This is a genomic window from Microbacterium sp., assembly GCF_003248605.1.
Lineage (GTDB): Bacteria > Actinomycetota > Actinomycetes > Actinomycetales > Microbacteriaceae > Microbacterium.
The window spans coordinates 20,256-33,380 of the sequence record NZ_QFPF01000020.1 but is presented as its reverse complement, the minus strand read 5'-3'; the positions used below and the strand labels follow the sequence as shown (position 1 = coordinate 33,380).

Sequence of the window (13,125 nt, the reverse complement as noted above, 5' to 3'; positions counted from 1 at the left end):
CGAGATGGCGTAGCCGTAGGCGCCGACGGCCATGAAGCCGGCGATGCCCATGTTGATCAGGCCCGTGTAGCCGAAGTGCACGGCCAGGCCCAGGGCGGCGAGGGCGTAGCCCAGCGTGGCGGGGCTGATGATCGACGACGCCGAGTTGGAGAGGATCTGGAGCCAGTCCATGGTGCGCTTAACCTATTCTCTCGCGGCGGCCGAGGATGCCCTGCGGTCGGAACAGCAGGATCACGATCAGGATGAACAGCGCGCTGGCGTACTTCAGGTCGGCGGGGATCCACAGGCTCGACACCTCGACCAGGATGCCGACGATGAGGGCGCCGACGAGGGCGCCGTAGGCCGTGCCGAGTCCGCCGAGGATGACGGCGGCGAACATCAGCAGCAGCACCTGCGCACCCATGTCCCAGCGGATGCCGGGGCGGAAGTACGCGTAGAGGATTCCGGCGAGTCCGGCCAGGCCACCCGCCACGACCCAGACCACCCGCACCACGAAGTCCACGTCGATGCCGGAGGCGGCCGCGAGCGAGGGGTTGTCGGAGATCGCCCGGGTCGCCTTGCCGAGCCGCGAGCGGGTCAGCCAGAGGGCGAAGGCGACGATGACGACGATCGAGATCGCGATCGAGATCATGTCGATCACGCTCATCTGCACCGAACCGAACAGGTTGATGCGCGGCGTCGAGGAGTACGGCAGCTGCAGTGTGCCGCCGCCGATGAAGAACTGGAAGACGTATCGCAGCGCGAGCGAGAGGCCGATCGAGACGATCATGAGCTGCACGACGCCGACTCTGCGCCTTCGCAGCGGTCGCCACAGGATCATGTCGAGCACGAGCCCGAGCCCGGCGCTGAGGATGATGGCGAGAGGGAACCCGAGCCAGAGGGGCAGCGCGAGGCTTGCCGGCCCGACCAGCACGAGGGCCGCGATCGCGCCGAAGGTGACCATTTCGCCGTGGGCGAAGTTGGAGATGCCGGTGGTGCCGAACACGAGCGAGAGGCCCACGGCGGCCAGGCCCAGCATGAGACCGAAGCTCAGCCCCTGCACGATGCGCTCCACGAGCTGGTCGGCGAACGAGGTGACGTTGCGCTCACCCTCGCCGATGAAGAAGTTGACGGTCACGCGCCCTCCGGCCCCGACCTCCACCTCCTTCTCGTTCGGGGTGTCGCTCTCCTCGTCGACGACGGCGATGCCCTCCGGCAGGGTGTCCTCATCGAGGGTGACGGTGTAGGTCTCGCCGCGTTCGGGGACGCCGACGCGCCATTGGCCCTCGGCATCCGTCTCGACCTCCTGCTCGCCGCCGGGTCCGTCGATGACGAGCCGGACGCCCTCGAGGGGTTCGCCGTCGAGCTGCACGTTGCCGCTGATGCGGTACGGGTCGTCTTCGGCGGCCGACGCCGGAGCAGCGGCCAGGGTCAAGATCATCGCGAGGAAGACGCCGAGCAGCGCACCTAGGGCAAGGATCGATCCCACCCGGGAACGCCTCGCCATCGCGGTCGTGGGACTCACAGATCCTCCAGTCCGGGCGCCATCCGCGGATGGTCGCGTCGCATCCGCCTTGATGGACGACGGTACGAGCGTAATGTGTCGGCGGTGTTTCGGTGCCAGATCGGTCTGCGCACGTCGGCACGTGATACCGAATCGCAACCGAGCTGACACGGGATGCCGTGGCCTCTCAGGCCGCGGGATCACGGGCTCGCGCGCGGGAATGCGACGGGCTCGCGCGCGGGAATGCGAGAGGTCGTGCAGACGTAGAATCTAGGGACGGATCGGACCCTGCCCAGCCGACCCGGTTCGCCCCCCACCCGCAGGAGGAGCCCCCATGGACCAGCACGACCCGTTCGGATTCGTCGGCCTCACCTACGACGACGTGCTGCTGCTTCCGGGCCACACCGACGTCATCCCGAGCGAGGCCGACACCTCCTCCCGGGTCACGCGACGCATCACCGTCGCCACCCCCCTGCTTTCCAGTGCGATGGACACCGTCACCGAGGCCCGCATGGCGATCGCCATCGCGCGCGAGGGCGGGATCGGCATCCTGCACCGCAACCTCTCGATCGAGGAACAGGCCTCGCAGGTCGACCGGGTCAAGCGCAGCGAGTCGGGCATGATCACCGACCCGATCACGACGACACCCGACGCCACCGTCGAAGAGGTCGACGCGCTGTGCGCCCAGTACCGCATCTCGGGGCTGCCGGTCGTCGATGACGACGGGCGGCTGGTCGGCATCATCACCAACCGCGACATGCGCTTCGTCTCAGGCTTCGAGCGCCAGACGACGCGCGTGCGCGACGTCATGACCAGCGACGGCCTCATCACCGCCCCCGTCGGCATCGGCGCGAACGACGTGATCGCGACCTTCGCCAAGCACCGCGTCGAGAAACTGCCGCTCATCGACGACGAGGGCAAGCTCGCGGGCCTGATCACGATCAAGGACTTCGACAAGAGCGAGAAGTACCCCCTCGCCACCAAGGACGACCAGGGGCGCCTGCGCGTCGGCGCGGCGATCGGATTCTTCGGCGACGCGTGGCAGCGCGCCGAGGCCCTGCGCGACGCGGGTGTCGACGTCATCGTCGTCGACACCGCCAACGGGCAGTCGGCAGGGGTCATCGACATCGTGCGCCGGCTGAAGTCCGACGCCTCCTTCTCCCACATCGACGTCATCGGCGGCAACGTCGGTGTGCCGCAGGTCACCGCGGTCTACGAGGCGTCGCTCGCCGCCCGGCCGGCGGGCGTTCCCGTCATCGCCGACGGCGGCCTGCAGTACTCGGGCGACATCGCCAAGGCCCTCGTCGCGGGCGCCGACACCGTCATGCTCGGCTCGCTCCTGGCGGGCACCGACGAGTCGCCGGGCGAGATCGTCTTCCAGGGCGGCAAGCAGTTCAAGCAGTACCGCGGCATGGGATCGCTCGGGGCGATGCAGACGCGAGGCAAGAAGACCTCGTACTCGAAGGACCGCTACTTCCAGGCCGACGTGCCCTCCGACGACAAGCTCATCCCCGAGGGCATCGAGGGCCAGGTCGCCTATCGCGGTCCGGTGTCGGCCGTGGCCTACCAGCTCATCGGCGGGCTGCGACAGTCGATGTTCTACGTCGGTGCGCGCACGATCGACGAGCTGAAGGCGAAGGGCCGCTTCGTGCGGATCACCGCCGCGGGTCTGAAGGAGTCGCACCCGCACGACGTGCAGATCGTCGTCGAGGCGCCCAACTACAAGAAGTAGCCGGGGCGCTCGGCAGGCTCACCCGTCCGGGACGCGGGCTCGCTAATCTGACCCCATGGCCGAAGAGCGCAGACGAGACCGGACGGTCATGTCGACGACGCGTACCGAGGCCTACACCGATGCCGTGTTCGCGATCGCGGCCACCCTGCTGGTGCTGGATCTGACAGCATCCACCATCGGCGAGGTGACCACCGACGCCGAACTGTGGGCGGCGCTCGGGGCGATGATGCCGAGCTTCGTCGCGTTCGCGGTCAGCTTCGGGCTGCTGAGCATGCTGTGGGTGATCCACGCGCGGCAGTTCCGCGACATCTCGCGGGTCGATGCCACGCTGCTGTGGATCAACAACGCGCGGCTGCTGTTCATCGTGCTGATCCCGTTCACGACGTCGCTCACGGCCGACTACTCCGACTTCTACGCCGGGCGGATGCTGTTTCCGATCAACGTCTTCCTCGCGACGCTGCTGGGCTATCTGTCGTGGGTCTGGGCGTCGGCGCGCGGCGGTCACCTGCTGCGCGAGGACGTCACCGATGCGCGCGCTCAGGGCATCGGAGGGCTCGCGGCCGTGCTGATCGGTGGGGTCGTCGCCGCGATCTCGCCGTGGCTGGGCTCGTACGCGTTCTTCCTCTACTTCCTCAACGGGCCGCTCTCCGCCCTGCTGGCCCGCCGTCAGCACTCGCGCGCCGCGTAGGGGCCGGGTCTGGACCGGCCCCGCAGGGCGGCGTACCCTCGGCGGCATGTGCCGCAGCATCCACACTCTCCACAATTTCGAACCGGCAGCCTCCGCCGACGAGGTCAACGCCGCCGCCCTGCAGTACGTGCGCAAGATCGCAGGAACCACGAAGCCCTCGAAGGCCAACCAGGAGGCCTTCGATCGCGCCGTGCACGAGATCGCGCACATCACGCAGCACCTGCTCGATGACCTGGTCGCCACGGTGCCGCCGAAGAACCGCGAGGAGGAGGCCGCGAAGGCCCGTGCCCGCGCGGTCGCGTCGGGGCGGTACTCAGCCGCCTGACCGCGCGCCGAGGGCGCTGTCGGGGGCGACCGGTAGGCTGGGCGGGTGAGCATGGAGATCGAGATCGGGCGTGCCAAGCGCGCGCGGCGCGCGTACACGTTCGACGACATCGCCGTGGTGCCCTCGCGCCGCACCCGCAACCCCGAAGACGTCTCGACCGGCTGGTCGATCGACGCCTACCAGTTCGGCATCCCCGTGCTCGGCGCCCCGATGGACTCCGTCGTCAGCCCCCGCACCGCGATCATGCTCGGCCAGCTCGGCGGACTGGGCGTGCTCGACCTCGAGGGCCTGTGGACCCGGTACGACGACCCCGAGCCGCACCTCGCCGAGATCGCGGCGCTCGAAGACGCCGACGCGACGCGGCGCATGCAGGAGCTGTACGCCGAGCCCATCAAGCCCGAGCTGGTGAGCCAGCGCCTGGCCGAGATCCGCGCGGGTGGGGTCACCGTCGCGGGCTCCCTGACGCCGCAGCGCACGCAGGAGCTCTACGAGACCGTCGTCGCGGCGGGCGTCGACCTCTTCGTCATCCGCGGCACCACCGTCTCGGCAGAGCACGTGTCCTCGGCGCAGGCTCCCCTCAACCTCAAGAAGTTCATCTACGACCTCGACGTGCCCGTCATCGTGGGCGGCGCCGCGACCTACACGGCCGCGCTGCACCTCATGCGCACGGGCGCCGCCGGCGTGCTCGTCGGCTTCGGCGGGGGAGCGGCGTCGACGACCCGTGCGACCCTCGGCATCCACGCTCCGATGGCCACGGCCGTCGCCGACGTCGCGGGTGCGCGCCGCGACTACCTCGACGAGTCGGGCGGGCGTTACGTGCACGTCATCGCCGACGGCGGCGTGGGCACCTCGGGCGACATCGTCAAGGCGCTCGCGATGGGCGCCGACGCCGTCATGCTGGGCGTCGCGCTCGCGCGCGCGACCGACGCGCCCGGCCACGGGTTCCACTGGGGCCCCGAGGCGCACCACTCCAAGCTGCCGCGCGGGCGTCGCGTGCACGTCAAGCAGGTCGGCCCTCTCGAAGAGATCCTGTACGGGCCCGCGCCGGTGGCCGACGGCACCGCCAACCTCATCGGGGCGCTGCGCAAGTCGATGGCCACGACCGGCTACTCCGACCTCAAGGAGTTCCAGCGCGTCGAGGTCGTCGTCGCCCCCTACGGGCAGGGATGACCACGACCGGCACCGTGACCGACCCCGCACCCGCGCCGGATCCCGACGAGCAGATCTTTCCGCCGACGCTGCGCGAGGTCATGCTGCGACCGCGGTGGCTGGCGATGCTCGCCCTGTGCCTCGCCGTCGCGGGAGTGTTCGCCTGGCTCGGGCAGTGGCAGCTCGCGCGCGCGATCGACAGCGATCCGCCGCCGCCCGGCCAGACCGAGCAGGTGCGAGAGCTCGCCGACGTCGTCGCCCCGGGCGAGTACCTCGCCGAGCCGCTCGTCGGTCAGCTGACGGATGCTGTCGGCACATGGGTCCCGGGCGACTTCCTCGTCGTCTCGTCCCGCTTCAACGACGACGTCGAGGGGTTCTGGGTCACCGGTCAGCTGCGCCTCGCGGGCACGGCGGCCCCGACATCCCTCGCCGTCGCCATCGGATGGGTTCCCACGCGCGACGCCGCGGACGCCGCGGCCGGTGCGCTCGAGGACGCCGTGGCCGAGACCCCCGACGCCGCCGTCGAGGTACGCGGCCGACTCATCTCCGACGAGGGCCCGGGCCTGCCCCCCGCCGGTGCGAACCCGCAGGAGATGACCCGGATGTCGCCCGCCGCGTTGCTCGCGCGCTGGCACGACATCGACGGGCTCGAGGTGTACCGCCCGTATCTCGCCGCCATCTCGCCGGAGTCGTCGGGCGACGTGGGGCTCGACGCGATCACCTCATCCGCCCCCGAAGAGCTGTCGCCGGTCAACTGGCTCAACATCTTCTACGCGATCGAGTGGGCGGTGTTCGCGGGGTTCGCGTTCTACCTCTGGTACCGCCTCGCGCGCGACGCGTGGGAGAAGGAGCTCGAGGCTCTCGAGGACGCCGCCGCCGCAGCATCCTGAGCCGGCGTGACCGCCGCGGTCGGGGGTCGCGCCGCGGGTAGACTGGGCATCATGCCCGCCCCCCGCCTCGCATCGTTTCCGAAGATCCGCGGGGCGCTGAGGTTCTACCAGATCGCCTCGGTCATCACGGGCGTCGGGCTGCTGCTGCTCGTGGCCGAGATGGTTCTGAAATACACCCCGCTGCACGTCGAGCTGTTCGCCGGAGGCTCGGGGGGCCTGCTCTGGTTCGCCACCGCGATCCCCGGCCCCGAATGCCAGTGGTACTCGCTGTTTTTGCCCGGCAGCGCGTGCGAGATGATCTCGACCGGTGACGGGTTCAACCTCTCGCTGTTCATCCTCGTGGCCCACGGCTGGTTCTACGTCGTCTACCTCTTCGCGTGCTTCCGCGTCTGGAGCCTGATGCGCTGGCCTTTCCCGCGCTTCCTGCTGCTTGCGCTCGGCGGCATCGTGCCCCTGCTGTCGTTCTTCCTCGAGGTGCGTGTCGCCCGCGAGGTCAAGTCCTATCTCGCCGAGCGCGAAGCGGCCGCGGCCGCCGAGGCGACGGCATCCACCCCCGCCCCTTCGTCCGAGAGCATCCGGTGACCGAAGCCACAGAGACCTCCCAGCGGCCCGTCCTCGTCGTCGACTTCGGTGCGCAGTACGCGCAGCTGATCGCGCGGCGCGTACGCGAGGCCGGCGTGTACAGCGAGATCGTGCCGCACACCGCCAGCGCGGCCGAGATCGCCGCGAAGAACCCCGTCGGTCTGATTCTGTCGGGCGGCCCCTCGTCGGTGTACGAGCCGGGGGCGCCCACGCTCGACCCCGGCGTGTTCGAGCTCGACGTGCCGACCCTCGGCATCTGCTACGGCTTCCAGGTCATGGCGCAGGCGCTCGGCGGCGAGGTCGCCAACACGGGGCTGCGCGAGTACGGAGCGACGGATGCTGCCGTCGTGGGCTCCGGGGGAGTGCTGCTCGAGGGCCAGCCCGCCGCTCAGAACGTGTGGATGAGTCACGGCGATCAGGTCTCGCGCGCACCCGAGGGATTCGATGTGCTCGCCGCGACCGTCGCGACCCCCGTCGCCGCGTTCGGCAGCGACGCGCGCCGCATGTACGGGGTGCAGTGGCACCCCGAGGTCAAACACACCGATCACGGTCAGCGCGTGATCGAGAACTTCCTGCACCGCGCGGCAGGTCTGCCGGCCGACTGGAACAGCGGAAACGTCATCGCCGAGCAGGTCGCCCGCATCCGTGACCAGGTCGGCTCGGCTCGTGTCATCTGCGGTCTGTCGGGCGGAGTCGACTCCGCAGTTGCGGCGGCTCTCGTCCACGAGGCCGTCGGCGACCAGCTCGTGTGCATCTTCGTCGACCACGGTCTGCTGCGAAAGAACGAGCGCGAGCAGGTCGAGACCGACTACGTCGCCTCGACGGGTGTGCGCCTGGTGACCGTCGACGCGCGCGAGCAGTTTCTGTCGGCGCTTGCGGGCGTCTCGGATCCCGAGAAGAAGCGCAAGATCATCGGACGCGAGTTCATCCGTGCCTTCGAGGCGGCCGAGCGCGATCTGGTGCTCGAGGCCGCGGCCGACGGCGAGCCGATCCGCTTCCTCGTGCAGGGCACGCTCTACCCTGACGTCGTCGAATCGGGCGGCGGTTCGGGCACGGCCAACATCAAGTCCCACCACAACGTCGGCGGTCTCCCCGAGGATCTGCAGTTCGAGCTCGTCGAGCCGCTGCGCACCCTGTTCAAGGATGAGGTGCGGGCCATCGGCCGCGAGCTCGGGCTGCCCGAGGTGATCGTCGCCCGTCAGCCGTTTCCGGGGCCGGGCCTCGGGATCCGCATCGTCGGTGAGGTTACCGCCGACCGCCTCGAGATCCTGCGTGACGCCGACGCCATCGCCCGCGAAGAGCTGACGCGCGCCGGACTCGACAGCGAGATCTGGCAGTGCCCCGTCGTGCTGCTCGCCGACGTACGCTCGGTCGGTGTGCAGGGCGATGGGCGCACCTATGGTCACCCGATCGTGCTGCGGCCCGTCTCGTCCGAAGACGCGATGACTGCCGACTGGACCCGCCTGCCGTACGACGTGCTCTCGAAGATCTCGAACCGCATCACCAACGAGGTGCGCGAGGTCAACCGGGTCGTGCTCGACGTGACGTCGAAGCCGCCGGGAACCATCGAGTGGGAGTGACGCGCCGTTAGGCGGCGCGCGGGTCCGGCGCTGCGCGCTGGTCGACGGACGTTGCGCGCGCGTCGACCAGCGTTGCGCGCCGTTCGACGGGCTTTGGGTGCGCTTGGCGGCCAACATTCCGGAACGATGGGGCGTGCACGCCCCGCGCGCCTTGTGTTTCCGCGGTTCGGCTGTGTGCTGCGGTCCGTTTCTCCGGAATGTTGTCCGCCGTGCCGCGCCGCGCCGTGCCGCGCCGCGCCGTGCCGCGCCGCGCCGCGCCGTGCCGCGCCTGCCGCGTGGTGAACCGATCGGCGCCGGGGTCATCGGCGGTCAACATTCCGGAACGAAGGGGCGTTCACGCCGCGCTCGCCGCGTGTTTTCGCGGTTCGGGTGTGCGTTGCCGGCCGTTTCTCCGGAATGTTGTCCGCTGTGCCGTGCCGTGCCGTGCCGTGCCGTGCCGTGCCGTGCCGCGCCGGCGCCGCCGCGGCGCCCGCCGCAGCCCGAGCCACGCGAAGAGGGGGCCGTCCCGAAGGACGACCCCCTCTCGAGGTACGAAACCGCGGGTCAGTCGCTGCCGCGCACGATCGCGATGATGCGCAGGATCTCGATGTAGAGCCACACGACGGTCACCATGATGCCGAAGGCGCCGAGCCAGGCGTACTGCCGGGGAGCGCCGTTGCGCACGCCCTGCTGGATGGAGTCGAAGTCGAGCACCAGCGAGTACGCCGCCATGATGACGACCAGCACACCGATGATCAGCCCGAGGGGGATGCCGAAGACCTCCTGGCTGAGCAGGCCGAAGGCCTGGCCCTGGGGCAGGACGCCCGTCCACATGAGGATCACGTTCAGGAGCGAGAAGACCAGGTATCCGATCATCGCGATCATGAAGATCTTGGTGGCCTTCTTCGACGCGCGCACCTTGCCGCTGGCGAACAGGGCGAGGGTCACGCCGACGACGGCGAGGGTGGCGAGCGTGGCCTGCATCACGATGCCGGGCCACTGCACCTCGAAGAACGCCGAGATGCCGCCGACGAAGAGTCCCTCGAACGCGGCATAGGCGAAGATCAGGGCCGGGCGGACCTTCTTGCGCGACGTGAAGATCACGACGAGCGAGAGGACGAAGCCGCCGAGGGCGCCGATGATCCACGGCAGGATGTTGACGGGCTGGTTGGCGTCACCGGTGATGGTGAGGCCGCCGAGGGTCCACACCCAGCCGATCGCGGCGGTGACGAGCAGGATCGCGAAGAGGGCCACCGTCTTGACGGCGGTGTCCTCCACGGTCATGCGGTCGGTCTGGTGCGCACCGGCGGCGGGGGCGGCGTACATGCCCTCCATCTGCGCCTGCGCTCCGGCGTCCACCGTCGCGTGCGAGGCGGAGGCGAACTGCGACGAGCGGCCGAGGTTCGCTGCCTGCGATCCGCCGGGGTAGGTCTGCACGGCGCGCGGGTCCTGGAACGCCGGGTTGTTGAACGCGGGGTTGTTGAGGGCCATGGCCTGGCTCACACTCCAAGTGCTGTCGGGGTCACAGCGATGTGCTGTTGAACAACGATATCCGCTTCGCGGCGCAGAAGCACGGCGTTGGGCTGTGAGAGGACTATGAGGCCCCGATCCGTGGGCACACGAAGTCAGGGGCCGCGCCGGCCGCGGATACCCTGGAGCGCATGGCCCCCCGGCATCCGCTCGTCATCGGCCACCGCGGAGCGCCCGGGTATCGCCCCGAGCACAGCCGCTCGTCCTACCATCTCGCGCTGGCGATGGGCGTGGATGCTGTCGAGCCCGACATCGTGGTCAGCCGCGACGGCGTGCTCGTCGTGCGGCACGAGAACGAGATCTCGGGAACGACGGATGTCGCGACGCGGCCGGAGTTCGCCGATCGGCGGACGACGAAGGTCGTCGACGGGCAGGCGCTGACCGGGTGGTTCACCGAGGACTTCACGTGGGACGAGCTGCGCACCCTGCGCTGCCGCGAGCGGCTGCCCAAGATCCGCCGCACGAGTGCAAGCTTCGACGATCGGCAACCCGTGCTGCGGCTGCGCGACGTGCTCGACCTCGTCCGCGCGGCCTGCGCCGAGCAGAGCCGACCCATCGGCGTCGTGCTCGAGATCAAGCACGCGACGTACTTCGCCGGAATCGGGCTGGATCCGGTCCCCCTCATCGCCACGGAGCTCGCCGAGAGCGGGTGGATCGCGCCGCCCGGTCCCGTCGTCTTCGAGGCCTTCGAATCGACCGCGCTGACGCGGCTGCGCGCGCTCGGCATCCCCGGCACGTACATCTATCTGATCGAGGCGTCGGGCCGGCCCTTCGACCTGGTCGCGGCGCGCGGTGCATCCGCGCCGACGTATCGCGAGAGCGTCGACCCCGCAGGTCTGGACGCGCTCGCGGGCGACGTCGACGGCGTGAGCGTCGATCGCCGGATGATCCTCGAGACCGCCCGCACGGGTCATGGCTTCTCCGTCGCCGACGCGCATGCCCGCGGTCTTCAGGTGTACACGTGGACATGCCGCCCCGAGAATACGTTCCTCACGACGGGGTTCACGGGTCGGGGCGGGGGTGCGGCCTTCGGCGACTATGAGGGCGAGTGGGCGCTCATCCGGGATGCTGGCGTCGACGGCGTCTTCGTCGACCACGCCGATCTCGGGGTCGAGTTCTTCCGCCGTGAGGCGCGGGGTGCGAGGGCGGCGGGCGCACGTGCATAGGCTGGCCGCATGACCCCCGGCATCGAGGCCACCGCCGTGCGCCGCTCATTCGCCGACGTGCATGCGGTGCGCGACGCGACGCTGCAGGCGCTGCCGGGACGCGTGACGGCGCTCGTCGGGCCCAACGGCTCGGGCAAGACGACGCTGCTGCTCATGCTCGCCTCGCTCCTCCGGCCCGATGGCGGCACGATCCGCATCGACGGCGTCGATCCCGTCGCCGATCCGGGCGGGGCGCGGGCGCGCCTCGGATGGATGCCCGACGCGCTCGGCGCGTGGCCCTCCCTCACCGTGCGGGAGACGCTCGTGACCACCGGGCGGCTGTACCGGATGCCGCGCGAGGCCGCAGCATCCCGCGCCGCGGCGCTCATCGGGCAGGTGGGGCTCGACGAGCTCGCCGATGCGCCGGCCCGGGTGCTCTCGCGCGGGCAGAAGCAGCGGTTGGGACTTGCCCGAGCCCTCGTGCACGACCCGCGCGTGCTGCTGCTGGACGAACCCGCGTCGGGACTGGACCCCCGTGCCCGCATCGATCTGCGGCACCTGTTGCGCCGGCTCGCGGCTGACGGGCGCACGATCCTCGTGTCGAGCCATGTGCTCGCCGAGCTCGAGGAGATCGCCGACGACGCGGTGTTCATGCTGCGCGGTGAAACCGTGGGCGCCGAGCGGGTCGCCGCCGCCGCGACCCGCTCGCGCGATTGGCGGGTGCGCCTGCTCGATGGGCCCGGCGAGACGTTCGGCGCCGAGACGTCCGCGGCGCTCGCGCGGGTCGCCGCCGCGCTGCCGGACCTGGATCCGGCAGTGGTGCGCGTCGACCGGCGCGACATCCTGATGCCGTTCGCCTCCGAGGACGAGGCGGCGTCGGCCCTCTCGCGACTGATCGCCGCGGGGGAGCGGATCGTCGAGTTCGCCCCGGCGACCGGCGAGCTCGAACGCACGTTCCTCGATCTCGGCGACGAGGGGAGCGCGCCATGATGCCGTTTCTGACCGGGGTGGCGACCGTGGCGGGCCTCGAGCTGCGGCAGCGGGTGCGAAGCGTGGCCTGGTACGTGCTGCTCGGCGTCTTCGCCGTGCTGCTGTTCTTCGTCGCCGTGCTGGCGGGGATGGTGTTCTCGTCATCGCCCGAGCAGTTCCGCGGCGCGTACTCGGTGCTCGTCTATGTGGTTCTGCTGCTGGCGACCCTCGTCAGCCCGGCGCTCTCGGGCAACGCGATCAACGGCGACCGCGAACAGGCCACCCTCGCCCCCGTCCAGGTCACGCTCGTCTCGACGCCGCAGATCGTGATCGGCAAGTTCGTCGCCGCGTGGGTGACGGGTCTCGCCTTCGCGCTCGTCGCCGTGCCGTTCATCGCCTTCATGGCGATCGCCGGAGAGGTGCCGATCGGTGTGGTGGCAGCATCCGTCGCAGTGCTCGTCGCCGAGATCGGCGTGATCGCGGCGCTCGGCGTGGGCCTGTCGGGCGTGCTGAACCGGCCGCTGTTCTCGGTGGCGACGACCTATCTGGTGGTCGCGGCGCTCACGATCGGCACGCTCATCGCCTTCGGGCTGGGTGGCGCCGCAGTGCGCACCGAGGTCACGGACCGTTACCGGTCGTACGTCTACGACTTCCAGGGCATGCCGACGACGGATCCGCCCACCTGCGGTGAGTGGGAGGAGACGACGCGCGAGGTGCCGCGCTTCGACGGCGTCTGGTGGATGCTGGCGGCCAATCCCTTCGTGATCCTCGCCGACGCGACACCCATCGCCTTCTCGCCCCAGGGTTACCCGGTCGACACCTTCGGGCAGATCTCGGTGGCGGTGCGGGTCATGCAGCTGCCTCCCGAGGGGAACGAGTGGGACGAGTGCGCCGGCGCGTCGTGGGACCAGGGTGAGACGGCCGAAGAGATCCACGCGCGGACGGTGCCGAGCTGGTTCGCGGGGCTCGCCATCCAGATCGTCCTCGCCGCGGGCGTGCTCCTATGGGCGGGGCGGCGCACGCGCACGCCGGCCGGTCGCCTGCCGAGGGGCAGCCGCATCGCCTGACGGCGG

Annotated in this window: 12 protein-coding genes and 1 pseudogene; 10 read left to right on the top strand and 3 right to left on the bottom strand. The window is 70.3% G+C overall.

Features of this window, described 5'->3' with window-relative positions; all coding sequences use genetic code 11:
- Nucleotides 1-171: pseudogene (locus DI573_RS04925) on the bottom strand (branched-chain amino acid ABC transporter permease); the annotation flags it as partial.
- Between the two features lie 7 nt (nt 172-178).
- Nucleotides 179-1,486 (bottom strand): branched-chain amino acid ABC transporter permease, encoded by a 1,308-nt coding sequence (locus DI573_RS04920; RefSeq protein ID WP_292811266.1) that lies wholly within the window; start codon nt 1,484-1,486, stop codon nt 179-181.
- 331 nt (nt 1,487-1,817) lie between these two features.
- Between DI573_RS04920 and DI573_RS04915 the strand changes: the two genes are divergently transcribed.
- From DI573_RS04915 to guaA, 7 genes are all read left to right on the top strand, one after another.
- Nucleotides 1,818-3,215: an IMP dehydrogenase gene (locus tag DI573_RS04915; RefSeq protein ID WP_292811259.1), complete on the top strand. Its 1,398-nt coding sequence runs from the start codon at nt 1,818-1,820 to the stop codon at nt 3,213-3,215.
- A gap of 55 nt (nt 3,216-3,270) precedes the next feature.
- Nucleotides 3,271-3,903: a TMEM175 family protein gene (locus DI573_RS04910; RefSeq protein WP_292811257.1), complete on the top strand. Its 633-nt coding sequence runs from the start codon at nt 3,271-3,273 to the stop codon at nt 3,901-3,903.
- 46 nt (nt 3,904-3,949) lie between these two features.
- Nucleotides 3,950-4,228, top strand: a complete 279-nt coding sequence (locus DI573_RS04905) for a DUF2277 domain-containing protein (protein WP_292811256.1) — start codon at nt 3,950-3,952, stop codon at nt 4,226-4,228.
- Nucleotides 4,229-4,279: 51 nt separating this feature from the next.
- The gene (locus DI573_RS04900) at nt 4,280-5,398 is read left to right on the top strand and encodes a GuaB3 family IMP dehydrogenase-related protein (protein ID WP_292811264.1); all 1,119 of its coding nucleotides are present in this window, start codon (nt 4,280-4,282) and stop codon (nt 5,396-5,398) included.
- 80 nt (nt 5,399-5,478) lie between these two features.
- Complete coding sequence (locus tag DI573_RS04895; RefSeq protein ID WP_292811262.1) at nt 5,479-6,267, top strand: SURF1 family cytochrome oxidase biogenesis protein; 789 nt, start codon at nt 5,479-5,481, stop codon at nt 6,265-6,267.
- A 51-nt stretch (nt 6,268-6,318) separates the two neighbouring features.
- Nucleotides 6,319-6,849: a DUF3817 domain-containing protein gene (locus tag DI573_RS04890; RefSeq protein WP_292811253.1), complete on the top strand. Its 531-nt coding sequence runs from the start codon at nt 6,319-6,321 to the stop codon at nt 6,847-6,849.
- Nucleotides 6,846-8,429, top strand: coding sequence for a glutamine-hydrolyzing GMP synthase (gene guaA, locus DI573_RS04885; protein ID WP_292811251.1), 1,584 nt, complete (start codon nt 6,846-6,848; stop codon nt 8,427-8,429). Before DI573_RS04890 ends, guaA begins: the two co-directional genes overlap by 4 nt.
- Before the next feature lie 543 nt (nt 8,430-8,972).
- Here guaA and DI573_RS04880 read toward each other — a convergent pair.
- Nucleotides 8,973-9,899: a Bax inhibitor-1/YccA family protein gene (locus DI573_RS04880; protein ID WP_292811261.1), complete on the bottom strand. Its 927-nt coding sequence runs from the start codon at nt 9,897-9,899 to the stop codon at nt 8,973-8,975.
- A 170-nt stretch (nt 9,900-10,069) separates the two neighbouring features.
- Between DI573_RS04880 and DI573_RS04875 the strand changes: the two genes are divergently transcribed.
- The 3 genes from DI573_RS04875 to DI573_RS04865 are packed head-to-tail and all read left to right on the top strand — an operon-like array spanning nt 10,070 to nt 13,119.
- Nucleotides 10,070-11,104, top strand: a complete 1,035-nt coding sequence (locus DI573_RS04875) for a glycerophosphodiester phosphodiesterase family protein (RefSeq protein WP_292811249.1) — start codon at nt 10,070-10,072, stop codon at nt 11,102-11,104.
- Nucleotides 11,105-11,113: 9 nt separating this feature from the next.
- Nucleotides 11,114-12,073, top strand: a complete 960-nt coding sequence (locus DI573_RS04870; protein ID WP_292811247.1) for an ABC transporter ATP-binding protein — start codon at nt 11,114-11,116, stop codon at nt 12,071-12,073.
- Entirely contained in the window at nt 12,070-13,119 is a 1,050-nt protein-coding gene (locus DI573_RS04865; protein WP_292811244.1) for an ABC transporter permease, read from the top strand. Before DI573_RS04870 ends, DI573_RS04865 begins: the two co-directional genes overlap by 4 nt.
- Nucleotides 13,120-13,125 lie beyond the last annotated feature (6 nt).